Consider the following 25,792-nt stretch of genomic DNA (forward strand, 5'->3'; position numbering starts at 1 on the left):
CACAGGAGGCATTCCATGAGCGGAACCGTTATCGACGCACTCACGTACTGGGTGCGGACCGTCCCCGACCAGCCGGCGATCGACTTCGCCGGCGACGTGGTGACCTACCGCGATCTCGACACCTGGGCCGACGCCGTCGCCCACGACCTCGCGGCGCGCGGCGTCACAGAAGGCGACCGGGTGAGTTTCGTCGGAGCCAACTCGCTCGAATGGTGCGTGGCCGCACTGGGCGCGATGAAGGTGGGCGCGATCGCGGCGCCGTTCAACCAGCGGATGCTCGCCGGCGAGCTGACCACCCTCGTCGAGGATTGCGAGCCGTCCGTCGTGTACTGCGACGGGGCGCTGCGGTCGCGCCTCGACGACGTGCACGCGGCGCGCGGCACCTTCGACATCGTGGAGTTCGAGCGGGACGTGCGTCCCCTGCGTGGTGGCACGCATCCGCCGTTCCGCACACCGGTGACGGAGCAGTCCGCGCCCACCGCGATCGTGTTCACCAGCGGCACCACCGGCAAGCCGAAAGGTGTCGTGTTCACCCACGCCACGATCGCCGGAGAGATGCATGAATGGGCCCTGATGGAGCCGATCGAGCAGAACCGCTTCCGGCCACTGCTCGTGCTGCCGCTGTTCACCGCCGCAGGCATCATCTGGGGAATCTCCCGGACCGTGCTGCACGGCGGCACCTTGCTGCTGCAACCCGGGTTCGACCCCGAGGCCGCGCTGCGGGTGATGATCGACAGCCGAGCCACCACCCTGACCGGCCCGCCGATCCTGTTCGAGCAGATCTCCCGCGTCCCCGGTTTCGCGGACGCGGACCTGAGCCACCTGACCACGGCCCACGTCGGTGGTGCCCGGGTGCCGTCGGCGCTGGTCGGCACGTGGCTGGCCCGGGGCGTCCAGCTGCGGCAGATCTACGGACAGACCGAGATCGGCGGCTCGGCCACCGCGATGCCGCGGGACGAGGCCGCCGAGCACCCCGACAAGTGCGGGTGGGGTGGCATCTTCACCAAGATCCGGGTCGTCGACGCCGACGGAAAGGACTGCGCCCCGGACCAGGTGGGGCAAATCCTGCTGCGGGGCCCGGGCATGATGCCGGGATACTGGCGCAACGAGGAAGCCACCCGATCCACGCTGATCGACGGCTGGCTGCACACCGGCGATCTCGGAAAGCTCGACGACAACGGCTATCTCACGTTCGTGGACCGGCTCAAGGACATGATCATCTCCGGTGGCCTCAACATCTCACCCGCGGAGATCGAGCAGGTGATCAACCGGCTGCCCGGGGTGGAGGAGGTTGCGGTGATCAGCGTGCCCGACGAGAAGTTCGGCGAGACTCCGGCCGCGATCGTGAAGAAGGTCGCGGGGGTCACCGAGGCGGACGTCGTCGAGTACTGCAACCAGAACCTCGCCGACTACAAGGTGCCGCGGTACGTGGTGTTCGTCGACGGCGGCTTGCCCCGGATGGCCAGCGGCAAGATCTCCAAACGGGACCTGCGGGAAACGTACTCCGATGTGCCGCAGACCTATCCGAAGGTCCGGTGACGGGAGTGACGCAGCAGCGAGTGGCGGTCGTGACGGGCGGTGGTCGCGGGATCGGGGCCGCGATCTCCCGGCGGCTGGCGGCCGACGGGTTCGCGGTCGCGGTCAACTACTCGTCCAGCGCGGCGGACGCGCAGGACGTGGTGGACAAGATCGTCGCCGGCGGCGGCCGGGCCGCGGCGATTAGAGCGGACGTGTCCGACGCGGCGCAAGCGGAGGAGCTGATCGCCTCGGCGACGGCCGAACTCGGCGCACCGACCGTGCTGGTGAACAACGCGGGAATGAACATCGCGGGCGCGGCCCGCAAGCAGTCGCCGGGCGACTGGGACCGCGTGATCGGCGTGAACCTCAGCGGCGCCTTCTACACCACCCATGCCGCGCTGCCCGCCATGTACGACAGCGGCTGGGGCCGCGTCGTCTTCGTCAGCAGCCCGTCCGGCGGGCGACGACCGTCCCCGGGCATGAGCGCCTACTCCGCGGCGAAGGCGGGACTGGTGGGCATGACCCGGTCGATGGCGCTCGAGGTGGCGCGCCGCGGCATCACGGTCAACACGGTGATGCCGGGATTCGTGGAGACCGACATCATCGCCTCCGGCGGCGAGAACGCGGTGGAGACCCTTGCCGCCCACTGGCCGCGGATCCCGGCCGAGTCGATCGCGTCGACGGTGTCCTTCCTCGTCAGCGAGGACGGCAGGCACGTGTCCGGGGAAGAGGTCGGCGTCTGGCTCGGTGGGCCGGTCGGCATCTGAGCGGCACCTTCGGCGCTCGTGCGCACTTTTGGTAGTCGCAGCTACCAGAAGTGCGCACGGGCGCGTCAGCGCCCGACGGCGTCGGCCTCGGCGCGGTAGTTGCCGGGCCACGCCTTCCCGAGGGTCAGCCCGCCGTCGACGACGAGGTTCTGCCCGGTCACGAACGTTGCGTCGTCGGAGACCAGGTAGGTGACGGCGCCGGCGATGTCGTGGCCCTCGCCGGCGCGGGGGATCGGCTGGAACGACGCCAGCCCTTGCCGCACCTTGTCGACGCTGGCGTCCAGTGCGTCGCCGTCGAGGCCGGCTCCGTGACCGACGATCCGGGTGGCGACGCCGCCCGGGGTGACGGCGTTCACCCGGACGCGAAATTCCGCGAGTTCACGTGCGGCACTGCGGGTCAGCTGTAGCACGGCGGCCTTCGCGGCGCCGTAGGGGTGCGGGCCGAAGCCGGTGCGCACGCCCGCCACCGACGACACGTTGACGATGGCGCCGAAACCCTGCTCGCGCATCACACCCGCGGCGTGCTTGGTGCCGAGGAAGGCGCTGCGCGCCAGCATCGCGAACGAGGAGTCCCACTCGTCGACGGTGGTGTCGGCGACGTACGTCCAGGCGCCGACCCGGCCTGCGTTGTTGACCATGGCGTCCAGCCGACCGAAGCGCTCGGTCGCGGTGCGGATCGCCGCCGCGACGTCCTCCTCGCGGGTGACGTCGGTGTGCAGGTAGACGCCGTGCTCTCCGAGGGCGGCCGCGACCGCCTCGCCGCGTTCGTCGTCGATGTCCGTGACCACCACCCGCGCGCCCCGCTCCGCGAGGAGTGCGCAGGTCGCAGCCCCGATTCCGCTCGCGCCACCGGTCACGACCGCGACCTTGCCGTGCAGTTCCGTCATTGTGCCGAATCCTTCCTCGCCGTCCGTCCGAACTGTGATCTTGAGGTATTAACCTAAAGGTATTAGCTTGATATGTCGACGGCCGCCGATGCGAAGTCGGCCGTCGGAACCAGACGAGGGGAAGGCCCCGAATGTCCGAACTGATATCGACCGAGCGGCCGCGGCCGGGTGTTCTGCTGATCCGCCTGAACCGCCCGGACGCCCTGAACGCGATGAACGCCCCGCTCGTCGAGGCGCTGCACGCGGTGCTCGCCGACGTCCGCCACGACTCCGAGATCCGCGCGATCGTGCTGACCGGGAACGGGCGGGCATTCTGCGCGGGAATCGACCTGCGCGGCTACGGCACCCCGCCGGGCGCGACCGACGGCGAGGGCCGCGCGCAGGCGGGCATGCGGGTTCAGCAGCACATCGCCTCGCTCGTCGAGGCGTTCCGCGGCGCCAGACCGCCGGTGGTCGCCGCGATCAACGGCGCCGCCGCGGGAGGTGGGATGGCTTTGGCACTGATGGCCGACATCCGGATCATGTCCGATACCGCGGCACTGCATGCGTCGTTCATCAACCGCGGGCAGTCCAGCTGCGACATCGGCGTCAGCTGGTTGCTGCCCCGGATGATCGGATTCTCCAGGGCGGCGGAAATTCTTCTCACCGGCCGCCCCGTCGACGCCGCCGAGTGCGAGCGCGTCGGCATCGTGTCGTCGGTCGAACCGGCGGAGCGGCTACTCGATTCGGCGCTGGACACCGCCGAGAACATCGCGCGCAACAGTCCATTCGGCGTGTGGATGACCAAGGAGGTGATGTGGTCCAACCTCGAGGTTCCGAGCCTGCGCGCCGCGATCGACTTGGAGAACCGGACCCAGATCCTCGCCGCCATGACCAAGGACCACCGCGAAGCCGTGTACTCGTTTCTCGAGAAGCGCCCGCCGGTCTATCAGAACCACTGAAGGACGACAGCTGTGACGAGTCGAGACGAGGACGGGGGTCGACGGTGAAGGTCGGTATCGCCGCGGGATATTGGGGCTCCGGCCCGCCGCGCAACGTCGAACGCATGCTCGCCGAAGCCGAGGCGCTCGGCGTGGACAGCTTCTGGACGGCGGAGACCTACGGGTCGGACGCGCTGACTCCACTCGCCTGGTGGGGATCGCGCACCTCCACCATCAAGCTCGGGACCGCGGTCTGTCAGATGTCGGCCCGGACGCCGACCGCCCTGGCGATGGCGGCGCAGACGGTCGACCACCTCAGCGGTGGCAGGGTGATCGTCGGCATCGGCGCATCGGGCCCGCAGGTGGTCGAGGGCTGGTACGGGCAACCGTATCCCCGTCCGCTCGAGCGGACCCGCGAGTACGTCGAGATCATGCGCGCTGTGTGGGCCCGGGAGAAGCCGGTGACCTACCAAGGGCGGCACTACCAGCTCCCGCTGGACGGTGGCAGTGGTCTCGGAAAGCCGCTGAAGTCGATCGTTCACCCACTGCGCGAGGACATCCCGGTGTACCTCGGGGCGGAGGGACCGAAGAATGTCGCGCTCGCTGCGGAGATCGCGGACGGCTGGACCCCGCTGTGGTTCTCGCCCAAGAGCGACGAGTTCTACCGCGCCGCCCTGGCCGAGGGCTTCGGCCGGGACGGCGCACGCCGGACGCCGTCGGATTTCGAGATCGCCAACGTGTGCTGGTTGATCGAGAACGACGACGTGGAGAAGGCGGCGGCCAAGATCAAACCCGTCGTCGCGTTGTACGCCGGTGGCATGGGTGCGAAGGGTGCCAATTTCCACAACGACGTCTTCACCCGCATGGGCTGGGCCGACGCCTGCGCCGAGATCCAGGATTTGTATCTGCGCGGTCGGCCCGATCTCGCCGCGCAGGCCGTTCCCACCGAGATGGTCGAGGACGTCGCGCTGATCGGGCCCGCCGACAAGATCTGTGAGGACATCGTGAACCGCTGGAAGCCCACCTGTCTGACGACGCTGATCCTCGGCGGCTGGCCGAGGCCCGAGAACCGGGAACGCATCCTCGAGGCGGTGATGTCATGACACTCGATCCGCGCACCCCGATCCTCGTCGGAGGAGGGCAGGTCAACGAGCGGAGCGGGGGAGAGGAACCCGTCGATCTCATCGTCGCGGCGGCCCGTGTCGCCGCCGCGGAAGCGGGATCGTCCCGGCTGCTCGAACTCGTCGACTCGGTTCGGTTGATCGGCATGCTGTCGTGGCGGTACCGCGACCCGGGCGCGCTGGTCGGCGAGCGTATCGGCGCGGCCGTGCGGCACACCGGTTACACCGGCAGCGGCGGCAGCGGCCCACAGGTTCTCGTCAACCAGGCCGCCGAGGACATCGCGGCGGGCCGGACCGACGTGGTCCTGGTGGGCGGCGCCGAGTCGTGGCGGACCCGAATGAAGCTGCGCTCCCAGGGCATTCGCCCGGAGTGGACGATTCAGGACGAGTCGATTCCGCCCGCGGAGATCCTCGTTCCCGAGGTTCCGATGGTCTTCGACGGCCAGGCCCGGATCGGCCTCGACCGGCCTGCGTACGTGTACCCGCTCTTCGAACAGGCGCTGCGAATCTCGTCGGGACTGTCGGTGGACGATCATCGTTCCGCGATCGGCGCCCTCTGGTCGGGATTCAGCAAGGTGGCGTCGACGAACCCGCACGCCTGGTCCCGTCGTGAATACACGGCCGAGGAGATCGTCACGCCGTCCGAGGACAATCGGTGGATCAGCCAGCCCTACACCAAGCTGTTGAACTCCAACAACATGGTGGAGCAGGGCGCGGCCCTGCTGCTCTGCTCGGTCGAGGTCGCCACCCGCCTCGGGATCTCCCGCGACACCTGGGTCTTTCCACACGCGGGCACCGAGGCGCACGACACGTACGACATCTCCGAGCGGGAGTCGCTCGACCGGTCGCCGGCCATCCGGGTCGCCGGGGCGCGGGCGCTGGAACTGTCGGGAATCGGGCGGGATGATGTCGCGCACGTGGACGTGTATTCCTGCTTCCCGTCGGCCGTCCAGGTCGCCGCGGCCGAGTTGGGACTGCCGCTCGACGATCCGGGGCGGCCGCTGACGCTCACCGGCGGCCTCACCTTCGCCGGTGGTCCGTGGAACAACTACAGCACGCACGCGATCGCCACGCTGGCGACCCGGCTGCGTGAGGCCCCCGGAACGTACGGTCTGATCACCGCGAACGGTGGCTATCTGACGAAGCACGCGTTCGGTGTCTACCGAACCGAGCCGCCGCGCAGCGGCTTCCGGCGTCAGGACGTCCAGGCCGATGTCGATGCGTATCCGACCACGCGGGCGCTGACGAGCTACGAGGGGTCGGGCTCGATCGAGTCCTGGACGGTGGTGCACGGACGCGACGGGTCCCCGGAGCGCGGCTTCGTCGCGGTGCGGACCGAGGCCGGCGAACGCACGCTGGCCGCGACGACGGACGCGGGCGCCCTGACCCGGTTGATCGACGTCGACGTCGCCCGGGAGACGGTGGCCGTGACGGCCGACGGCACCTTCCGGTGCGCGGACGATTGACTCCTGTTTACCTAACGACATAAGGTATAGGTAAACGAGGCCGTCCGCCGTGAGGTGTGAGGCTCTCACGGAGAAAAGGAGTTTCGAATGTCTGTCGAAGACTTCCGCGACCTGTACGAGCGACACGTCGGATACGTGGTGTCCGGAGACAAGAAGGCCGCTCTCGCCGACATGGTTCAGGCAAATCTGCCCGCCGTGTTCGACGGAGTCACCGTTCCCCGCGGCGACGTCGACGGGTTCGAGATCAAGGACGTCCGGGCCGACGGCGACCGGCGCATCGGCGAGACGGTGTACACCACGCCGAAGGGGGCCATCGGCCTGCGATCGATCTGGGAGCGGCACGACGGCCGCTGGCAGGCGGCGGCGCTCGAGAACTTCCCCGTGGACGGAGGACGGCAGGCATGACGGACGAACCGTGGGGACCGTCCGCCGACGGCCTCGACCAGCCCTACTGGGACGGGCTCACCCGAGGTGAGCTGCGACTCCAGCGTTGCGGCACGTGCAAGACCTGGATCTGGGGACCTCAATGGGTGTGCGGATCCTGCCACACCCTCGACCCGAACTGGGAGTCCGTGACACCGGCCGGAACCGTGTACAGCTGGTCACGCAGCTGGTACCCGTTCATCACCGAACTGGCCGACCGGGTCCCCTACGTGACGGTTCTCGTGGAACTTCCGGGGGCCGGGCACCGCCGGGTACTCGGAATCCTGACCGGCGACGACACCGACGCCGTCCGCATCGGCGACCCGGTCGTCGGGCACATCGAACACGACGAAGGCGCGACCTGGCCGCTGCTGCGCTGGCGTCGATCCCCGGAAGGAGCGCAGGCATGAGTGCACTCGCCATGCGTGGCGCGGCCGCCGTGGTCGGCGTGTCCGAACTCCACTATCGCCGCGGCGAAGCCCCCGCGGGCGAGCTGAGACTGACCCTCGAGGCGATCCTCGCCGCGTGCGCGGACGCCGGCATCTCTCCGCGCGAGCTGGACGGATTCGTCTCCTATGCCGGTGGCGGGCACGACGGCGCGGTCATCGGCGGCGCCCTGCGCGTCGACGACGTCCGGTGGTCGAACATGATGTGGGGCGGCGGCGGCGGGACGGTCGCCGCCGCGGTCAACAATGCCGCCGTCGCGATCGCCGCGGGGCAGGCCGAGTGCGTCGTCGTCTACCGTGCGATGGCACAGGCGGACACCGGACGACTCGGATACGCGAAATACCATTACGGACCGCACTTCCTCGCGCACGGTGTCGGGTCACCGGCCCAGGTCTGCGCACTGCGGACGCAGCGACTGCTCGAGCACGACGGCGTGCCGCGGGAGACCATGCGAGCCCTCGTGCTCGCGGCGTACCGGCACGCCCAGAACAACCCGACCGCACAGGGCTACGGCAAGCCGCTCGACGAGGCGACATACGAGTCGTCCCGCCTGATCACCGAACCGTTCCACCTGTACGACTGCTCTCGGGAGAGCGACGGAGCCGTCGCGCTGGTGCTGGTCTCCGCCGAGCGTGCGAAATCGCTGCGACCCGACCCCGCGTACGTTCTCGCCGGCGCCCAGGGCGCCCCGGGCGGCTACTCCTCGCTCATCGACAACGACGACCAGTACGCCACAGCGGGTTTCGCGGGTGCCGCCGGTCGTCCCGGCGTCGCGGACCGCCTCTGGGCCGCAGCGGGTCTCGGCCCGGACGACGTGGACGTCGTCCAGGTGTACGAGAATTTCAGCGGGCCCGCCGTCGCCGCGCTCATCGACCACGGTCTGGCGCCGTCCGGTCCCGCGGCGGGCGACGTCCTCACCGTCGACAACCTGACTGCGGGTGTGGGCAAGCTTCCCGTGAACACGAGTGGCGGCAACATCGCCGACTCGTTCGTCAACGGAATGGGACTCGCGGTCGAAGCGGTGCGGCAGATCCGGGGCACGTCGACCAATCCGGTGGCGCACGCCAAGACGTCGCTGTTCATCGGCGGTCCGATGGCACCTCTCGTCAGTTCGACGCTCTTCGCCCACGAAGACGTGCTGTAGCACCACCGACTCTGTGAAAAGGACCGACATGGACAACATGACTGTGGACCGCGACGCTCTGTTCCTCGGTGGCCGGTGGGTCGCCCCGGCGAAGGGCGGCGCGGTCGACATCGTCGAAGCTGCCACGGAGAAGGTGCTCGGACGGTCGGCGCTCGCGTCGTCCGCCGACATCGATGTCGCCGTCACCGTGGCGCGCGACGCACTCCACGGTCCGTGGGGGCAGCTCGACAACCGCGCTCGCGCAGACCTTCTCGACGCCCTCGCGTCCGCACTGAAGAAGCGCGGCCGCGACACTGCGACATTGGTGAGCCGCGAGAACGGCATGCCGATCTCGCTCTCCGCGGGGGTCAACGGCTTCGGGCCCGCCGCCATGATCCGGTACTACGCCGCGCTCGTCCGCGAGGCGGCGTCCGAAGACGTCCGCCCCAGCGCCTTCGGCGGTCGCACGGTGGTCCGCCGGGAGCCGGTGGGCGTCGTCGCGGCCATCACGCCGTGGAACTACCCGCAGCCCCTCGCGGCGATGAAGATCGCGCCCGCGCTCGCGGCGGGGTGCACCGTGATTCTCAAGGCTGCCCCCGAAACCGCACTCGACGCGTTCGCGTTCGCGGACGCGGCCGACGAGGCGGGGCTGCCGCCCGGCGTCCTGAACATCGTGCCCGCGGATCGCGAGGCGAGCGCCTACCTGGTGCAGCACCCCGGGGTCGACAAGGTCGCGTTCACCGGTTCGACCGCCGCGGGACGAGCCATCGGCGAGGTCTGTGGCCGGCTCCTGCGGCCCGTGACGCTCGAACTCGGCGGCAAATCCGCTGCGATCGTGGCAGCCGACGCCGACCTGTCGGTCTTCTCCGCGAATCTCGCCGAAGTCTCGCTGGTGAACAACGGTCAGACCTGCCATGCGAGCACTCGGATCCTCGCGCCCCGTGCCCGATACGACGAGGTCGTGGAGGTGGTCACCGAGACCGTCCGCGGACTGGTGGTCGGGGATCCACTCGACAAGTCCACCGCGATCGGGCCGCTGGTCAGCGCCGCTCAGCGTGAGCGTGTACTCGGGTACATCGAGGACGGGCGCAGCGCGGGGTACCGCACCACGACGGGCGGCGGCGTGCCGGGTTCGCAACCGCTCGGCTGGTTCGTCGAGCCGACGGTGTTCGTGGACGTCGACAACTCCGCCCGCATTGCGCAGGAGGAGATCTTCGGACCCGTTCTGACGATCACCCCGTACACGGACGAGGACGAGGCCGTCGCGATCGCCAACGACTCCGAATACGGGTTGGGCGGCACGGTCTGGACCGCCGACGAGGATCGCGGTCTCGCCCTGGCGGCCCGCATCCACAGCGGAACCGTCGGTGTCAACCACTACGCGCTGGACCTCGACGCGCCTTTCGGCGGCGTCAAGTCCTCCGGACTCGGACGTGAACTCGGGCCGGAAGGCCTGCAACCGTATTTCGCCACCAAGTCCGTGTACCTCGGAACGCGCTGAACAAAAACGCTTTTCATTCACCATTAGATCTGATCGAACGGAGCAGGCGATGACGCTACCGCTGACCGGTGTCCGCGTACTGGACCTCACCGACGGCCTCGGTGAGTCATGTGGCCGCTACCTCGCCGACCTCGGCGCGCAGGTGACGAAGGTCGAAGGTCCGGGAGGCGCCCGCTCACGCCGCGCCGAACCGGTGGTGGACGGTGTCAGCATCCCGTTCGCGCTGCGCAACGCGAACAAGCGGGGCATCGTCGTGGACCTCGACGATCCCGCCGGCCGGGACCGTCTTCGGCAACTCGCGACGGAATCCGACATCGTGGTGGAATCGCACGCGCCGGGGCTGCTGAGCGAGCGGGGTGTGGGCGCGGCCGAACTCTCCGCTCTCGCACCGGCACTGGTGTGCGTGTCGGTCACACCGTTCGGGCAGACCGGACCGTACCGGGACTGGGTGGCCACGGAGCAGGTGCTGTACGCACTGAGCGGCGTGCTGTCCCGCTCCGGTGCCCCCGGAGCCGAACCGCTGCTTCCGCCTGCCGGTCTGGTGGAGGAGACCGTCGGGATGCACGCGGCCTGGTCGGCGTTGCTCGCGTATTACGACCGTCTCCGGACCGGACGCGGCCAAGTCGTCGATCTGTCCGCGTTCGAAGCGCTCGTCCACGGCTTCGACCCCGGTTTCGGCACACAGGGTTCCGCCGCCGCGGGGCGCTCCGACGACTTCCCCCGGGGGCGGCCGGACGCGTCGAACTTCTATCCGGTGTTCCCCTGCGCCGACGGACACGTGCGGATCTGCCTGCTGGCCAAACGGCAGTGGCGGGGCATGTTCGAATGGCTCGGCGAGCCGGCAGAATTCGCCGACCCGAAGTACGACACGATTCCGGCCCGGTTCGCGGCCGCAGGAACCCTGCACCCCCTCATCGAGGCGCTCTTCGCGACCCGCACCCGCGACCAGCTGGTCGCCGAGGGGGCGGCTCGGGGAGTGCCGGTCGGCGGCGTTCTCTCGCTCGGCGAAGTCCTGACGACCGAGCACTTCGACGTGTCCGGTGCGCTCGCGGACGTGGAGATCGCCGCCGGGGTACAGGCGCGGATTCCGACGGGATACGTGTCGATCGACGGCGCGCGGGCCGGAATCCGGACCCCGGCGCCCGAGGTCGGGGAGCACGACGCCACGCCTGTGGCGACGCGGGAGCACCCCACTCGTGCGGGGTTCGGGAACCGGCGGCCCGGCGCCCGCCCCCTCGAAGGCCTCCGGGTCCTCGATCTGGGTGTGATCGTCTTCGGCGCCGAACTCAGCCGTCAGTTCGCCGACTACGGTGCCGATGTCATCAAGGTCGAGAACGCCAAGTTCCCGGACGGGCTCCGCCAGTCGAAGCGTGGTGCGGCGCTGGCCGCGTCCGTCGCCTGGGGCCACCGCAACAAGCGCAGCCTGGGCCTGGACGTGCGCAGCCCGGAAGGCCGCGACGTGTTCCGACGCCTCGTCGTCGAGGCCGATGTGGTGCTGGCCAATTTCAAGCCCGGCACACTCGCGTCGATGGGCCTCTCGTACGACGAACTCGCCGCGCTCAATCCCCGCATCATCGTGTCCGAGAGCAGCGCGTTCGGCAGCACCGGACCGTGGAACACGCGACTCGGGTACGGCCCGTTGGTGCGTGCGGCGTGCGGGGTGTCGGCGCTGTGGCGGTACCCCGAGCACGACGATCTGCTCTGCGACGGCTCCACCGTCTACCCCGATCACATCGCGGCCCACGTCACGGCGATCGCGGTGCTCGCAGCGCTGATCCAGCGCACGCACACGGGTAGAGGGGCGGCACTCGAAGTGGCACAGGCGGATACCGCACTCGTCCAACTCGGTGCTCAGCTCGTGACGGAATCGCTGCGACCGGGCACCGTCTCCGCGCCCGGCAACTCCGACCCCTTCGCGGCGCCTGCCGGAGTGTTCGCGTGCGCGGGCGACGACGAATGGTGCGTCGTGTCGGTCCGGGACGACGACGACTGGGCTCGGCTGTGCGCCGTGATCGGACGGCCCGAATTGGCGAGCGTTCCGGCATTCCGTACGCGAGCCGAGCGGATCCGGAATCGCGCCGACGTCGACGACGTGCTGCACGAGTGGCTGCAGACGCAGCCTCCCGCGCAGGCGGTCGCGGCGTTGCAGGCGGCCGGAGTGCCTGCCGGCATGATGCTCCGCCTTCCCGAACTGCTCACCGACCCGCATCTGGCGGCCCGCGAGGCCTACACGCTCACGCATCACGACCTGCTTCCGAAGGCGCTGCCCACGGCAGCCCGAGTCGCGCGCTTCTCGGGTATCTCCGATCCTCCGCTGCGGCAGGCCCCGATTGCCGGGCAGCACACCCGGGAGATCTGCGAGGACGTGCTGCGCATGCCGACCGCAGAAATGGATCGTCTGGTGGCGGAGGGAGTCCTGCAACCGCCCGTCGCGGAACCGGCACCGGTCGCCGAGGCCGCCGCCGCGCTTCGTTGACGCGAATGGTTCAGGGCAGGAGCGGAGCTATCCCGCCCTGCCCGGTCTCCGTGACGAACGCGGAACCCGACGTCCCGTCGTCGACTGCCGGAATCGCATTGGCGACAGCGTCTTTCGCCTGGGAATGCTCGGCGAGAAAATTCAGCATTCCGTAGGCACTGCTGATGCCGTTTGTGGCGGGAGCGACCCCGATCATCGTGCCGATCTTCGACTCTCCAGGCCGAACACAGTAGCCGCCAGAGTGTCCGATTTATCTAAGAAGTGTAGTTTCTGTCCGGGTGTGCGTGGGTGGGAACGACCCAAAAGGGGTGCGGCGAACAGATCTTCGCCGCACCCCTTCTTGTCGGAGTATTTCAGGCCTTCATGAGATCTCGATGGATGATTTCCTTCATGATCTCGTTGGTACCGCCGTAGATGCGCTGGATTCGTGCGTCGATGTACGCCTTGGCGACGGGATACTCCATCATGTAGCCGTAGCCGCCGTGGAATTGCACCCCGGCATCGATGACACGACCCTGGAGTTCCGTCGCCCAGAGCTTGGCCTTGGCGGCGTCCACGGCGGTGAGGGTGCCCGCGTTGTGCTCGCGCACGCACCGGTCGATGTAGGCACGGGACACCTCGACGGCCGTCTGCAGTTCGGCGAGGGTGAAACCGAGGCCCTGGAACTCGCCGACCCGCTTGCCGAAGGCCGTGCGTTCCTTGACGTAGTCGAGCGTCCACCCGAGTACCGCCTCGGCGGACACCTGCGCGGCGATGCCGATACCCAGTCGTTCGAGGGGAAGACTCTGCATCAAATACGCGAAGCCCGAACCGAGCTCGCCGAGCAGGTTCTCCTTCGGGACGCGGACGTCCTCGAAGAACAACTCGGCCGTGTCCTGGGCGTGCAGACCGAGCTTGTCGAGTTTGCGGCCCCGGGCGAATCCCGGTGTCCCGTCCTCGACGACGAAGAGGCTGAAACCGCGGGAGCCGGCCGACGGGTCGGTCTTCGCAAACACGATCACAAGGTCGGCGAGGATTCCGCTGGTGATGAACGTCTTCGACCCGTTGATCACCCAGGTGTCGCCGTCGGCGACGGCGGTGGTCTGGATGGCGCGCAGATCGCTGCCCGCGGCAGGCTCGCTCATCGCGATGGCACCGATGGTCTCGCCGGTGACGAATCCCGGCAGCCACCGCCGGCGCTGATCGTCGTCGGCGTGCCGGAGCAGGTAGTTCAGGACGATGTCGTCGTTGGTGGAGAACCCGGACTGCAGGGCCGACGCGCCGACGCGGGCGATCTCCTGCTGGATCACGAAACGGAAGCGGTAGTCGAGTTCGCCGGGCCCGCCGTATGCCTCCGGGACGGGCAGTCCGAGCAGGCCCTGGCGACCCGCTGCCAGCCAGGTCTCGCGATCGATCAGGCGATCCGCATCCCATTTCTCGAGTTGGGGTACCACGTGCTTGTCGACGAATCCCCGCACGGATTCGCGGAACATTTCGTGGTCCCGGTCGAACAGATCGCTCTGCATGTCTTCCTCCTGATGCGGGATGTCCGTGGGGCGCCCCGCACATCATGTGTTGTCAGTTCGTTGCCAGCAGTTTCTGCGTCTCACGACGGAACACCTGGTTGGCGACCTCGTTCTGGCCCAACACCATCCGGCCGGCGTTGGCGCTCGTCATTCCGTGCTGGGAGTCCCGCAGGAGCGGGAAGTCCTCGGCGTGCAGAACTGCGAGAAGAATCTCCCAGTTCTTGTTCCACAGGCGAGTCCACTTCTCCTCGGTCATCTCGGTGTCCGCGACCGGCGGAACGATCAGGCGCATTTCCATTCGGCAGCGCTGCGGATCGGTGGGGTGCGGCCGGAAGGTGAGGAGCTGGAAGTGATCCGGCTGCCGCAGCAGGGTGCTGTTGGGGAGCAGGAAGTGGGTTTCCGTGATGTCCTTGGCCAGGCTCCGGTCGCCGGGATCCTCTTCGATCCACCGGTCGATCGACTTGCGCGGGGCGATGAAGCGGCAGTGCCTGCCGAAGTCCTCGAACGCCATCACGTTGGTGTGGATGTGCTTGGCCGCGGTATTGGGGTGGGCGTACTGGATGTGGTAACCGTCGAGGAAGGCGTCCTGCATGATCTTCCAGTTGACCGGCTCGTCGAACCCTTCGGCCTGGAAGGCGATCTTCGAACCGAGGTCGTAGCCGCCGAGGATCGTGTCCATCTCCTCGCCGAGCCAGCCCGCCACGTCGATCTCGGCATTCGCCTCGTCCACCACCCAGATGAAGCCGTGACGTTCCTCGGTCGGTAACTCCACGAGACCCATGTTCGTGGTGTCGGTCTCTCCGAAGGTGTTGTCGCGGGTGATCGTCCGCAGACTTCCGTCCGTGTCGTACGACCACCGGTGGTAGGGGCAGGAGAAGAGGCGGCAGCGGCCCTTCTCCTCCTTCTCGAGGAGGGCGCCCCGGTGCCGGCAGAGATTGACGAACGTCTTGACGCCGCCGTCGCGCTGGCGGACGACGATGATGTTGTTCCGCGGCATCTGCAGGGTGAAGAAGTCGCCGGAGCGGGGGATTTCGGAGCCGTGCGCGACGATCGAGGGAACCCGCCCGAAGATGAGGTCGCGTTCCTGCTTGGCGACCGCCGGATCGGTGAACTCCTCCGGCCGGAACCAGGTGATGTGGTCGAACTCGTCCGTCGTGTCGTTGCGCAGGTGATCCAGGGCGCGGCGAATGCGTTCCTCGCGGGGTGCTCCGACCTCGGTCATTGCGTTTCCTCCAGTGTCGTGCGGAGTCGATGGGCCGGCGTTGTGGCCGCTTCCCGGGACCGTCTCCGAATGCGGTGTGGATCGACTCGATAAATCTAACTCACATAGATTTATGTGTAAACCCTCGCAGGTCCGGCCGTTGCGGGTTTTATCAATGGACATTAGGTTTGGGTGACACCGTCCGATGAGGAGTGATACGGATGATTTCCTGTCAGTGGTGCGAGGAACTCGCAGACGACGACCGCGACGAAGTTCTCGCTCTGGTGGCCGCGGCCGCGGAATACGACGAGGAGGCGGGATTCTCGCGCATCGAACCGCGCGACGTCACGGCCCGTTCGCGGAAGGGGGTGCGGGTATCGCATCTCGCTGTCAAGGCGCGTCGAGGCCTGAGTGCGCTCGACGATGTGCCGCTCGTCGTCGTCGCATACCTCCATCTGGCCGTGGACGACGACGGCCTCGGCACGGTCCAGTTCGTCGTGCACCCCGACTATCGGTCGCGGGGGATCGCGACCCTGCTCGTCGAGGAGATGGGCCTCGACGTGGACCGGCCCGGCGGCTGGAGCGGTACGGGTGCGCGTTCCCTGCGCGCCTGGGCTTTCGGCACGCACCCGGCGGCCGAGCGGCTGACGCGGCGGTTCGCGATTGCATCGGTCAGCCGGCTGTGGACGCTGTTCCGCAGTCTGACCGGGCCCTTCGCGGTTCCGCTCGATCCGGTTCGCCTGCCGGACGGGACCGTCCTGGAGGAGCTGCGCGGGTTGGACGACGCCGCGTCGGAGAAGGCCCTCGACGACGTCCTGGGCCGTTCGGGGATCCTTCCGGCTCAGCTCGAGAAACTCGCGGAGAGCCGCGCTCACGGAACCGGGTCCGTCGTCGTCGCGTCGGGCGACACCGGCCGGCCCCAGGGGTTCGTCTGGCTGGACCCGACGCTGCACCCACATCTCGACCTGCGGGCGTCGTGGATCCGGGCGCTGGTGCTCGAGAAGGAGGCGCGGGGCGGGGGTCTGGGGGCCGGGTTGCTCGTCCGGGCGCTCGAGGTGCTGCGCGACGCCGGGGCCCAGATCGCCTTGATGAGAATCGATCCCGACGACGACGGTGCAGTCCGTCTCTGTCGATTGCTGTCGTTCGAGCAGGAGGACGCCCATACGTGCTACCAGGTCGGCGACTGGCACGAGCCTCCCGGCTACGTCTGAGGCATGAGACGGAGAACGATATTTGTTGCAATGTTGACGAGTGACGGACGCCGCGCTACTGTCCTGTGACACGGCTCACAAGCAGTGTCCGTGACGAGGGCGTCCGGCCGACGGCCCTCGAACCCAGGCTCACATCCAGTGCGCACGCCGCGCGCACGCCGCGCGACATTTCTGCGCTCATCACCGACATCTCAGGCTCGGTTGAACGGAAGGACACGTCATGACACGACTCGAGGGGAAGGTCGCGTTCGTCACCGGTGCGGCTCGCGGACAGGGACGTTCGCACGCCATTCGACTGGCAGAGGAGGGCGCCTCGGTCATCGCGATGGATATCTGCGAGCAGATCGACTCGGTCTTCTACCCCATGGCCACCACGGACGACCTCGCCGAGACCGAACGTCTGGTCAAGGAGGCCGGCGGCTCCATCGTCACGTCGGTCGGCGACGTCCGGAACCGGGCCGACGTCCAGCGCGCCTACGACGCCGGAATCGAACAGTTCGGGCACGTCGACATCGTCCTGCCCAACGCCGGGATCATGCCCGTCATCGAACCCGGCGACCAGCCGCAGGCGTGGCACGACGCGATCGACGTGATGCTCACCGGTGTGTGGCACGTCCTCGAGGTGACGGTGCCCGGACTGATCGAACGCGGTCAGGGCGGGTCGATCGTCATCACCAGTTCCGCCGCGGGCCTCACCAGCATCGGGCTGAACACGTTCCCCGGGCAGGCCGGCTACTCCGCGGCCAAGCACGGCGTCGTCGGCCTCATGCGCCTGTACTCGAAGCAGCTGGCCAAGCACAGCATTCGAGTCAACACCGTGCATCCCACCGGTGTGAACACCCCAATGGTCGCCAATGCCGAATACGGCGAGTTCGTGAACTCGCACCCCGAGGTCGCGAACGACGAGTCGTACAAGAATCCGATGCCGATCGAGCTGATCGAGGCCGTCGACATCAGCAACGCCATCGTGTTCCTCGCCTCCGACGAGGCGCGGTACGTCACGGGCGTGACCCTGCCGGTCGATGCCGGCTACAACAACCGCTGAGCGAAGGAGTAACCGACATGACGACAACCGAATCGACGGCAGCAGCGCCGCCGGAGATCGCCGATCGCGAGCAGGTATTCGTGGGCGGCCGGTGGGTGGAGTCGACGGGAGACGAATGGATCGACCTCGTCGACCCGTGGACCGAGAAGCGGGCGGCGCGAATCCGTAGCGCCACAGCAGAAGACGTCGCGCGGGCCGTACAGGAGGCGCGCGCGTCGTTCGATTCCGGGGAATGGGCGTCGCGCACGATGGCCGAGCGTGCCGATGTTCTCGACGAGATCGCGAACCGGCTCGAGCGCCGGGTCGAGGAGTTGACCCCGCTCGGGGTCATCGAGGTCGGCATCCCCGTCGCGGTCAGTGGACCGACCCAGCAGATGACCGCCGGATTGTTCCGCGCCGTCGCCGCGGTGGCCCGGAACTTTTCCACTCGCGAGGACCGGACCCGGGCGGATGGCGGAATCTCCCGGATCCTCAAGGAGCCGACCGGTGTGGTCGCCGCCATCATCCCCTGGAACGGGCCGATCGGGACGATCGCGTTCAAGCTGGCGCCCGCCCTCGCCGCCGGCTGCTCGGTGATTCTCAAGACGGCGCCGGAGGCCCCCCTTTCGCCGTCCGTGTTCGCGGACATCATCGGGGAACTGACGGCGGAAGGCGTGATTCCCCCCGGTGTCGTCAGCGTTCTCTGCGCCGATCGCGAGATCTCCGAAACCCTCGTCACCAACCCCGACGTCGATCACATCACCTTCACCGGAAGCACTCTCGCCGGGCGGCGCATCATGTCGCTCGCCGGCGAGCGGATCGCGCGGGTGTCCCTCGAACTCGGAGGCAAGTCGGCCGCCATCATCCTCGACGACGCCGACCTCGGGCACGTCATGCAGTCGCTCCCGATGGGAGGCTGCATGCAGAGCGGTCAGGCCTGTATCGCGCTGACGCGTGTCCTCGTGTCCCGCAAGCGGCACGACGAGGTGATCGAAGCGTTCAAGGGTGCACTGAGCTTCCTGCCGATGGGAAATCCTTGGGAGCAGACGAATTTCCTGGGTCCGCTCGCCATGGAGCGGCAACGTGACCGCGTCGAGAGCTACATCGCCTCGGCCAAGGAGGAGGGCGCGACGATCGTGCTCGGCGGCGGGCGGCCCGCCGGGGTCGAACACGGCTTCTTCGTCGAGCCGACCTTGATCGACGGCGTGCGCAACGACATGCGAGTCGCGCAGGAGGAGGTGTTCGGCCCGGTCATCTCCGTCATCACCTACGAGGACGAGGAGGAGGCGATCGCCATCGCCAACGACTCGATCTACGGCTTGTCCGGTGCGGTGTACACGGAGGACCTCGACCACGGTTTCGAGGTGGCGCAGCGGATCCGGACCGGAACGATCAGCGTGAACGCGGCCATCATCGACTTCACGGTGCCGTTCGGCGGCTACAAGCAGTCCGGTGTCGGGCGTGAAGGCGGAATCGAGGGCCTCGAGGAGTTCTTCGAGACCAAGACGGTTCACCTGCCGGCGATCGGGTAGCCGATCGCCGGTCGCAGAGATGACGAACGGCCCCCGGACTCGGAAGTCCAGGGGCCGTTCGGTCGGCTCGGGCGGCGCTTCAGGCCGAGCGTTCCGTGGTAGCAGAACCGGCACCGGCTTGGTTCCGCATCACCCCGTACAGGAAGCTGCGGATCATCTCCTCGAACAACTTCTTCGACGAGAGTTCGTTGGCAGCAAGAGCTTCCGCGAGAAGGGGCTGCGAGTCCGGATCGACATTCGGGAAGATCGTCGCGCGGGTACTCGGTTTGCGCATCGCCTCAGTCAGGACGGCGCCGATGGACAGTGTCTCCATCCCGTCCAGAATCTGGACGTGGAGATGCGTCGGGACGCCGGAGTCCAGGAGGAATCGGGCCGTGTCCTCGTACGTGCCGATCAGCAGGTCGCGGGGCAGATACTGCAGCAGGATCGGTGCCGCGTTACGGTGCCGGAGAATGGCCTGGCGGAAGTTCAGGCTCAACGCCACGAAGAACTCGGGCCAGTCGGCACCGGGCTTGCGGCGGGGGCGGACCACGGTGGCGCCGGCGATGTGCCGTGCCACGGCGGACAGGATCTCGCTCTTGTCCGCGAAGTGGTGGTACAACGACGGCGCCTGCACTCCGAGGTGCTTGGCCAGTCGGGGCAGACTGAATGCCTCGAGTCCTTCGGAATCGATGATTTCGATGGACGCCTGCACCGCAGTTGCACGGCTGATCAGGGGCTTCGACGGTCGGGGCATGTCAGGCTTTCCGGTGGGGTTCGCTCGAACGGTTATTTGGCATGGTGAGGTGAATCGTAGCGGGTCGTGGTCACCTTCCGGGTGTAGGCGACCTCTCGATCGAGGAAGTCGAGCAGGCCGTCGCTGAGCAGGTCGTTGTCGTCGCCGCTGACCATGTGCCCGGCGCCCCCGACGTCGATGTGACGGGCCGCCGGGATCAGTTCCAGCAGGTCACGCGCGCCGTCGGCGCTGACGACGTCGGACTGCGCGCCCCGGATGAGGAGGGTCGGGACGGTCACCGCGCGCGCCGCGGCACGAGCCCGCGCCTCGCGGACCCCCGCCTGGTCGACGCCGTTCTCCCGGTGCATGATCATCCGCGGATCCCAGTGCCAGTACCAGCGACCGTCGCGGTGGCGAAGATTCTTGCGGAGACCTTCGATCCGCGGCGGGCGACGACGGTGCGGGTTGTACGCGACGACGGCGTCGAGGGCGTCGTCGAGAGTGTCGAAACCGGCGAGCCCGCTCTCCATGAACGCCGTGATCTTGGCGAGTCCTTCAGGCTCGGCACGGGGGGTGATGTCCACCAGGACCAGCGCACGGCCGATGCCGTGGTCGCCCTGGGCGAGCAACGACGCCATCCCACCCATGGACGCGCCGACCAGCACCGGGGGTTCGCCGAGGTCGGTGACGACCGCGGCGAGATCGCGCGCGTGGGCCTCGGTACCGTAGTCGCCGTCCTCGGCCCACTCGCTGTCGCCGTGACCGCGGGCATCGATCGCCAGTGCGCACCAGCCGTTGTCGGCGAGACGAATTCCGGTGCGCTGCCACGAATGGCGGGTCTGCCCACCGCCGTGGAGGAGCAGGACGATCCCTTTCCTCGGGGAGGCCGGCTCCCACCGGTCGGCGGTGAGCACGACTCCGTCGCCTCGAAGATCGGTGCGAAGGGTGGTGAGGGGCATGGTTTTTCGCCTTTCGTCGGTCAGTGACCGGAGGTTCCGCCGTCGACGGCCAGCGTCGAACCGGTGATGTATCCCGAGGCTCGGCTGGCGAGGAAGACCACCGCCGCGTCGAGTTCGCGCTGGGTGGCGGTGCGTCCCAGCGAACAGTCGTGGAGGAAGGCCGCGAGTGTCTCCGCCGACATCTCGCCGATCATACCGGTGTCGACGAACCCCGGTGCGATCGCGTTGACCCGGATGCCCTTCCGCCCGGACCACTGGTTCGACAGGTCCCGGGTCAATCCGATGAGACCGGCCTTGCTCGACGAGTACGCGGCCTGCGGGAGCACAGACTTCACCAGGCCGAGCATGCTGGTGATGTTGACGATGCTGGACCCGGGCCGCATGACGCGCGCGCAGGCCTGTGCGGCCCAGTAGGCGCCGAAGAGGTTCACATCGAGGACCGCCCGATAGTCCTCCGGCCGCTCGCGGGTGGCGGGTGTGGCATGGGTGACGCCGGCGTTGTTCACCAGGACGTCGAGTCTGCCGAACCGTTCGATCGCGGCCCGGGCGAGCGCGTCGCACTGCTGCGGGTCGGTGACGTCGGTGGGGACCACGAGGCACTCGCGACCGCGTTCGGTCACCGATCGGGCGACCGCGTCGAGTCTGTCGCGCCGTCGTGCGGCGATCACGACATCCGCGCCCGCCTCCGCGAGTGCGCAGGCGAACCCCGCGCCGAGTCCGCTGCCCGCTCCGGTGACGACGGCCACGGAGTCGGTCAGGCGGAACAGGTCGAGCACCGATTCGGTTGCCGGCAGGTTCATGATCGAGGTCTCCCATCCGAAATTCTAATGGACATAGGTTTATCGCAGGTGTCGCCGCGGGGCAACATCTCCGACGGGCGTCTTGCGCGGCTTTAATCTAATGACATAAGATTTATGGGATAGTGGAGTCGAGTGGAACGAGACGGATACATGACCAGCAATGCGAACCAGGAACGGCGGCAGATGCAGGTTGCCGGCAAGGACGCGCTTGCCGACGGCGTCGTGCGACTCACGCTGGTCGACGAATCCGGTGCTGCGGCCCCGGCCTGGACGCCGGGTTCACACATCGATCTGATCCTCGACGACACGACCACCCGCCAGTACTCACTGTGCGGGAATCTCGGAGACACGTCCTCGCTGACCGTGGCAGTCCTGCGTGAGGCAGACGGCCGTGGTGGCTCGATCCGCGTCCACGACAAACTCGAAACCGGTGACCTCGTCGCCGTCGGTGGCCCCCGCAACCACTTCGCGCTCGTCGATGCCGACTCCTACCTCTTCGTGGCGGGCGGGATCGGCATCACGCCCCTCTTGCCCATGACGCGGGAGGTGGATGCGAAGGGAACGCCGTGGCGCCTCCTCTACGGCGGACGGACCCGCGCGAGCATGGCGTTCGCCGACGAACTCGTGACGGCGCACCCCGATCGGGTGCGCATCCGGCCGCAGGACGAGCACGGACACCTCGATCTCGCCGCGGCCCTCGACGAGGTCGAGCCCGGAACTGTCGTGTACTGCTGTGGGCCGGAACCGTTGCTGCAGGCAATCGAATCGGCGTGCCGCGAACGTCCCCACGTCACACTGCACGTCGAACGGTTCGCGCCCAAGGAGGTTCCGACGGGAGCCGACGACGACGCCTTCGAGGTCGAACTCGGCCGGTCGGCGCGAACGGTGCAGGTCGCCGCGGACGAGACGATTCTCGACGCCGTCCTGCGAGAGGGTGTCGACGCAGACTTCTCCTGCCGGGAAGGCACGTGTGGAACATGCGAGGTCGCGGTACTCGGCGGCATTCCCGATCACCGCGACTCCGTACTCAGCGAGGACGAGCACGCGGAGAACGACGCCATGATGATCTGCGTGTCCCGGAGTTGCACACCCAAGCTGATTCTGGATCTGTGACGAAGGGCGCCGAGCCGGTCACGGCCACGCATCCGGCTAGACCCTCGGTGGCACGCGATCGGCTGCTGGTCCCCGCGCTGTGCTTCGTCGTCATGACCACACCGGTGACCCAGACGGCCGTGGTGCCGCTGCTTCCCGCCATGGCGTCGCAACTCGATGTCGATTCGGCCGCTGCCGGCTGGGTGGTCACGGCGAACCTGCTTGCCGCGGCGGTGTGCACGCCGGTGCTGGGCCGGCTCGCCGATCGATGCGGACCGTGCCCGGTTCTGCTGGGCACCCTCGTCCTGGTACTCGTCGGTTCGGTGCTGTGCATCGTCACCGAGCATCTCCCGGTCCTCGTTCTGGGTCGCATCCTCCAGGGGATGTCGTTCGCGCTGTTCCCGATCGGCGTCGCCGTGCTGCGAGGGCGTCTCGACCCGCGCCGGCTCCTGAACGCGATCGGGCTGATGTCGGGGATCCTGGCGGTCGGCGGGGGCCTCGGGATGATCGCAGCCGGTGTGATCCACACCGAGGGTGCGGACTTCCGGCGGGTGTTCGTGCTGCTCGTCGGGCTGAACCTCACCGCACTCGTCGTTGCGTGGGCGGCCGTCCCCCGCGGCGATGCGGCGCGGTTCCGCGGCGGTGTCGACGCGGCCGGCGTCGGTCTGATGGCCGTGGGGCTGTCGGGGATTCTGATCGCCCTCGCCGAAGGCGGCCGGTGGGGCTGGGCGTCGCCGCAGACGATCGGCGTCGCGGCACTGGGGGTCGTCGTCTCGGTCTGGTGGTATCTGCACGAGCGACGGACCACCGCACCCCTCGTCCCGCCGATGCTGCTGTCCGGCCGGCGGGTGGCGGGCGCTCATCTCGCGGCGTTCCTCCTCGGCATGGCCATGTACATCCAGTTTCTCGGTGCGGCGCAGTTCGTTCAGGCGTCGCGGGCCGACGTCGGATACGGTTTCGACGCGTCGGTGCTGCGCACCAGCCTCCTCGTGCTGCTCCCCGGTTCGGTGGCGGGTGTGGCCGCGGCGTCGGTGAGCGGCCCGTTCGTTCACCGCTTCCGCGCGGACCGTGTGCTCGTCGCGGTCTGCGGGATCGGGGTGGCCGGATTCGCGATGCTGGCGCTGGCGCATTCCCGGCTGTGGCAGGTTGTGGTGGCGCTCGTCGTGATCAACGTCTTCGTCAGTGCGTCGTATGCGGCGCTGCCCGCGTTGCTCGTCGACGCGGTGTCGCCCGAATTCACCGGAGTCGCCAACGGTATCAACGCGATTGCGCGGACCTTCGGAAGTTCGCTCGCCAGTGCGCTCGTCGCGACGCTGCTCGCCGCGGTGACCGTCGCCGGCACGGATCTGGCGTCCGAGCGGGCGTTCGTGATCGCGTTCTGGGCCGGCGCGGCGGCGGCGGGAGCGGCCGGACTCGCGATCGTGTGTGCGGAGCACTTCCGGAGAAAACGTGCCGATCGGGGTGTCCGATTCGGTGCAGTATCAGTTAATCTATAGATCATAGGTTTTGGGCGGTGGCGCGAGGCGTCGGCCGTGACATCGATGTCGCCCAGCGGCGACGGCGGAAGGTTGAGTGGAGATGGCTGCGACAATCGGGTCGGCGTTGCATTGGTGGGCGGCGACGAAGGGCGACCAGCGGGCGATCGTCGTGGATGACGACGCGCTCACGTACCGGGAACTGCAGGACTGGTCGAGCCGAATCGCCCGCCGGGTCGCCGCAGCCGGGATCGAGCCGGGAACCCGAGTCGGTGTCCTCGGCCCGAACTCGCTGGAGTGGCCGGCCATCGCCCTCGGCGTACTCAAGGCCGGCGCTGTCCTGGTACCGCTGAACCCGCGACTCAAGCCGGCGGAACTGCGCAAAGTGATCGACGACGCCGGCGCCCGCCTGGTCATCGCGCCCGCCGCGTTCGGCGACTCCATCGACGCGACGCGCACTCTGGGCACGCCGTTCGACTCGCTGCCCTTCGAAGAATTCGCGGCGCTGCGCGGCGGCGGCGTCGACGACTTCCGGATCGACCTCGGCCCCGACGAGCCGACGGCGCTGTTGTTCACCAGTGGGTCCACCGGGCTCTCCAAGGGCGTCATCTGCACCAACCGCACCCTGCTGAACATCGTCTTCGAGGCTTCGCTCACGGAGGAAGGACTCCGGCCCGGCGCGACGACGCTGCTGGTCCTCCCGCTCGTCTTCACCCCCGGTCTCGTGTGGGGCCTGCTCATGACCACCGTGCTGGGCGGCACCATCATCATCGAACGCGAGCTGAAACCCGGACGCGCCGCGGCGCTGCTGAGCGAGCACCGGGTCCAGGCGCTCTTCGGCGTGCCCCTGATCTTCGACGCCATCTCCCGGGCCCCGGAGTTCGACGACGCCGACCTCAGCTCGCTGCGCACGGCGATCATCGGTGGCGCCGCCGTCGCACCCGCCCTGCTGCAGCGGTGGGCGGACAAGGGGGTGGCGCTCCGCCAGATCTACGGCATGACGGAGGCCGGGGGAGTCGCGACCGCCACACTCGTGAGTGAGGCCTTCGACCACCCCGGGACGTGCGGAAACGGGTCCATCTTCACCGAGATGAAAGTGGTCCGCCCCGACGGGACCGAGGCCGACCCCGGCGAGGAAGGCGAAATTCTGCTCAGCGGACCGGGAGTGACGCCCGGCTACTGGAACGACCAAGAGTCCACCGAGGCCGCGCTGCAGGACGGATGGCTGCACAGCGGCGATCTGGGAACCCGGGACGGCGACGGGCGACTGCAGTTCGTCGACCGGCTCAAGGACCTCATCATCACGGGCGGAATCAACATCTCACCCGTGGAACTCGAGCGCGTGATCGGCGAGATCGACGGGGTGGAGGAAGTAGCGGTGATCGCCGCGAAGGATCCGCGGTTCGGTGAGACGCCCGCCGCGATCGTGACGGTCACCGGCGACGTCGATGCGGCCACCATCGTCGAACACTGCGACCGGCTCGTCGCCGACTACAAGGTGCCCCGCTACGTCGTGATCCGGGACGAACCCCTGCCGCGGCTCCCCAGCGGGAAGCTGTCCAAGACCGCGATCCGATCCGAGTACCGCGACGTGTCCGAGAGGTTCTCGAAGGTGCGCTGACGCTCCAC

General features: G+C 68.2%; 23 protein-coding genes. 16 read left to right on the forward strand and 7 right to left on the reverse strand.

Annotated features, from left to right (window positions below):
• Nucleotides 1–15: 15 nt before the first annotated feature.
• Together H0B43_RS26260 and H0B43_RS26265 are read left to right on the forward strand one after the other, a co-directional pair.
• Nucleotides 16–1,539: a class I adenylate-forming enzyme family protein gene (locus tag H0B43_RS26260; RefSeq protein ID WP_185725263.1), complete on the forward strand. Its 1,524-nt coding sequence runs from the start codon at nt 16–18 to the stop codon at nt 1,537–1,539.
• On the forward strand, nt 1,536–2,285 hold the full coding sequence (locus H0B43_RS26265) for an SDR family oxidoreductase (RefSeq protein ID WP_397517445.1): 750 nt from the start codon (nt 1,536–1,538) through the stop codon (nt 2,283–2,285). The genes H0B43_RS26260 and H0B43_RS26265 overlap by 4 nt, the downstream gene beginning before the upstream one ends.
• Nucleotides 2,286–2,350: 65 nt before the next feature.
• On the opposite strand, the gene H0B43_RS26270 is transcribed toward H0B43_RS26265, so the two are convergent.
• A complete protein-coding gene (locus H0B43_RS26270; protein ID WP_185725261.1) occupies nt 2,351–3,172 on the reverse strand; it encodes a glucose 1-dehydrogenase in 822 nt (273 codons plus the stop codon).
• Between the two features lie 131 nt (nt 3,173–3,303).
• Here H0B43_RS26270 and H0B43_RS26275 point away from each other — a divergent pair, with 131 nt between their 5' ends.
• The 8 genes from H0B43_RS26275 to H0B43_RS26310 all read left to right on the forward strand — a co-directional run bounded on the left by H0B43_RS26275 (nt 3,304) and on the right by H0B43_RS26310 (nt 12,649).
• Nucleotides 3,304–4,113, forward strand: a complete 810-nt coding sequence (locus H0B43_RS26275; protein ID WP_185725260.1) for an enoyl-CoA hydratase/isomerase family protein — start codon at nt 3,304–3,306, stop codon at nt 4,111–4,113.
• Nucleotides 4,114–4,157: 44 nt separating this feature from the next.
• Nucleotides 4,158–5,195, forward strand: a complete 1,038-nt coding sequence (locus H0B43_RS26280) for an LLM class F420-dependent oxidoreductase (RefSeq protein WP_185725259.1) — start codon at nt 4,158–4,160, stop codon at nt 5,193–5,195.
• Nucleotides 5,192–6,679, forward strand: a complete 1,488-nt coding sequence (locus H0B43_RS26285; RefSeq protein WP_185725258.1) for an acetyl-CoA acetyltransferase — start codon at nt 5,192–5,194, stop codon at nt 6,677–6,679. Before H0B43_RS26280 ends, H0B43_RS26285 begins: the two co-directional genes overlap by 4 nt.
• A gap of 87 nt (nt 6,680–6,766) precedes the next feature.
• On the forward strand, nt 6,767–7,084 hold the full coding sequence (locus H0B43_RS26290) for a hypothetical protein (RefSeq protein ID WP_185725257.1): 318 nt from the start codon (nt 6,767–6,769) through the stop codon (nt 7,082–7,084).
• Nucleotides 7,081–7,512, forward strand: a complete 432-nt coding sequence (locus tag H0B43_RS26295; RefSeq protein WP_185725256.1) for a Zn-ribbon domain-containing OB-fold protein — start codon at nt 7,081–7,083, stop codon at nt 7,510–7,512. The genes H0B43_RS26290 and H0B43_RS26295 overlap by 4 nt, the downstream gene beginning before the upstream one ends.
• Nucleotides 7,509–8,693, forward strand: coding sequence for a thiolase C-terminal domain-containing protein (locus H0B43_RS26300; protein ID WP_185725255.1), 1,185 nt, complete (start codon nt 7,509–7,511; stop codon nt 8,691–8,693). The genes H0B43_RS26295 and H0B43_RS26300 overlap by 4 nt, the downstream gene beginning before the upstream one ends.
• A gap of 28 nt (nt 8,694–8,721) precedes the next feature.
• A complete protein-coding gene (locus tag H0B43_RS26305) occupies nt 8,722–10,173 on the forward strand; it encodes an aldehyde dehydrogenase (protein ID WP_185725254.1) in 1,452 nt (483 codons plus the stop codon).
• 49 nt (nt 10,174–10,222) lie between these two features.
• Nucleotides 10,223–12,649, forward strand: a complete 2,427-nt coding sequence (locus tag H0B43_RS26310; RefSeq protein WP_185725253.1) for a CaiB/BaiF CoA-transferase family protein — start codon at nt 10,223–10,225, stop codon at nt 12,647–12,649.
• A gap of 10 nt (nt 12,650–12,659) precedes the next feature.
• Here H0B43_RS26310 and H0B43_RS26315 read toward each other — a convergent pair whose 3' ends face one another.
• The 3 genes from H0B43_RS26315 to H0B43_RS26325 all read right to left on the reverse strand — a co-directional run bounded on the left by H0B43_RS26315 (nt 12,660) and on the right by H0B43_RS26325 (nt 15,376).
• Complete coding sequence (locus tag H0B43_RS26315; RefSeq protein ID WP_252189704.1) at nt 12,660–12,845, reverse strand: hypothetical protein; 186 nt, start codon at nt 12,843–12,845, stop codon at nt 12,660–12,662.
• A gap of 157 nt (nt 12,846–13,002) precedes the next feature.
• Nucleotides 13,003–14,154 carry an acyl-CoA dehydrogenase family protein gene (locus tag H0B43_RS26320; protein WP_185725252.1) on the reverse strand — a complete coding sequence of 384 codons (1,152 nt, stop codon included), beginning with the start codon at nt 14,152–14,154 and terminating at the stop codon, nt 13,003–13,005.
• 52 nt (nt 14,155–14,206) lie between these two features.
• On the reverse strand, nt 14,207–15,376 hold the full coding sequence (locus H0B43_RS26325; RefSeq protein WP_185725251.1) for an SRPBCC family protein: 1,170 nt from the start codon (nt 15,374–15,376) through the stop codon (nt 14,207–14,209).
• Between the two features lie 200 nt (nt 15,377–15,576).
• On the opposite strand from H0B43_RS26325, the gene H0B43_RS26330 reads away from it, so the two are divergent.
• From H0B43_RS26330 to H0B43_RS26340, 3 genes are all read left to right on the forward strand, one after another.
• Complete coding sequence (locus H0B43_RS26330; protein ID WP_185725250.1) at nt 15,577–16,566, forward strand: GNAT family N-acetyltransferase; 990 nt, start codon at nt 15,577–15,579, stop codon at nt 16,564–16,566.
• Nucleotides 16,567–16,786: 220 nt separating this feature from the next.
• Nucleotides 16,787–17,611 carry a mycofactocin-coupled SDR family oxidoreductase gene (locus H0B43_RS26335; RefSeq protein WP_185725249.1) on the forward strand — a complete coding sequence of 275 codons (825 nt, stop codon included), beginning with the start codon at nt 16,787–16,789 and terminating at the stop codon, nt 17,609–17,611.
• Nucleotides 17,612–17,628: 17 nt separating this feature from the next.
• Nucleotides 17,629–19,122 carry an aldehyde dehydrogenase gene (locus H0B43_RS26340; protein ID WP_185950083.1) on the forward strand — a complete coding sequence of 498 codons (1,494 nt, stop codon included), beginning with the start codon at nt 17,629–17,631 and terminating at the stop codon, nt 19,120–19,122.
• Nucleotides 19,123–19,201: 79 nt separating this feature from the next.
• Here H0B43_RS26340 and H0B43_RS26345 read toward each other — a convergent pair whose 3' ends face one another.
• Genes H0B43_RS26345 through H0B43_RS26355 form a run of 3 tightly spaced genes read right to left on the reverse strand, consistent with a single transcriptional unit; the run spans nt 19,202 to nt 21,596 of the window.
• Nucleotides 19,202–19,858 carry a TetR family transcriptional regulator gene (locus H0B43_RS26345; protein WP_185725246.1) on the reverse strand — a complete coding sequence of 219 codons (657 nt, stop codon included), beginning with the start codon at nt 19,856–19,858 and terminating at the stop codon, nt 19,202–19,204.
• Between the two features lie 32 nt (nt 19,859–19,890).
• Nucleotides 19,891–20,796, reverse strand: coding sequence for an alpha/beta fold hydrolase (locus H0B43_RS26350; RefSeq protein ID WP_185725245.1), 906 nt, complete (start codon nt 20,794–20,796; stop codon nt 19,891–19,893).
• A 20-nt stretch (nt 20,797–20,816) separates the two neighbouring features.
• The gene (locus H0B43_RS26355) at nt 20,817–21,596 is read right to left on the reverse strand and encodes an SDR family NAD(P)-dependent oxidoreductase (RefSeq protein WP_185725244.1); all 780 of its coding nucleotides are present in this window, start codon (nt 21,594–21,596) and stop codon (nt 20,817–20,819) included.
• 150 nt (nt 21,597–21,746) lie between these two features.
• Here H0B43_RS26355 and H0B43_RS26360 point away from each other — a divergent pair, with 150 nt between their 5' ends.
• The 3 genes from H0B43_RS26360 to H0B43_RS26370 all read left to right on the forward strand — a co-directional run bounded on the left by H0B43_RS26360 (nt 21,747) and on the right by H0B43_RS26370 (nt 25,784).
• Entirely contained in the window at nt 21,747–22,709 is a 963-nt protein-coding gene (locus H0B43_RS26360; protein ID WP_185725243.1) for a PDR/VanB family oxidoreductase, read from the forward strand.
• Nucleotides 22,706–24,184, forward strand: a complete 1,479-nt coding sequence (locus H0B43_RS26365; protein WP_397517444.1) for an MFS transporter — start codon at nt 22,706–22,708, stop codon at nt 24,182–24,184. The genes H0B43_RS26360 and H0B43_RS26365 overlap by 4 nt, the downstream gene beginning before the upstream one ends.
• Nucleotides 24,185–24,266: 82 nt before the next feature.
• On the forward strand, nt 24,267–25,784 hold the full coding sequence (locus H0B43_RS26370; protein WP_185725242.1) for a class I adenylate-forming enzyme family protein: 1,518 nt from the start codon (nt 24,267–24,269) through the stop codon (nt 25,782–25,784).
• Nucleotides 25,785–25,792 lie beyond the last annotated feature (8 nt).

Source organism: Rhodococcus sp. 4CII (assembly GCF_014256275.1).
Classification (GTDB): Bacteria; Actinomycetota; Actinomycetes; order Mycobacteriales; family Mycobacteriaceae; genus Rhodococcus_F; species Rhodococcus_F wratislaviensis_A.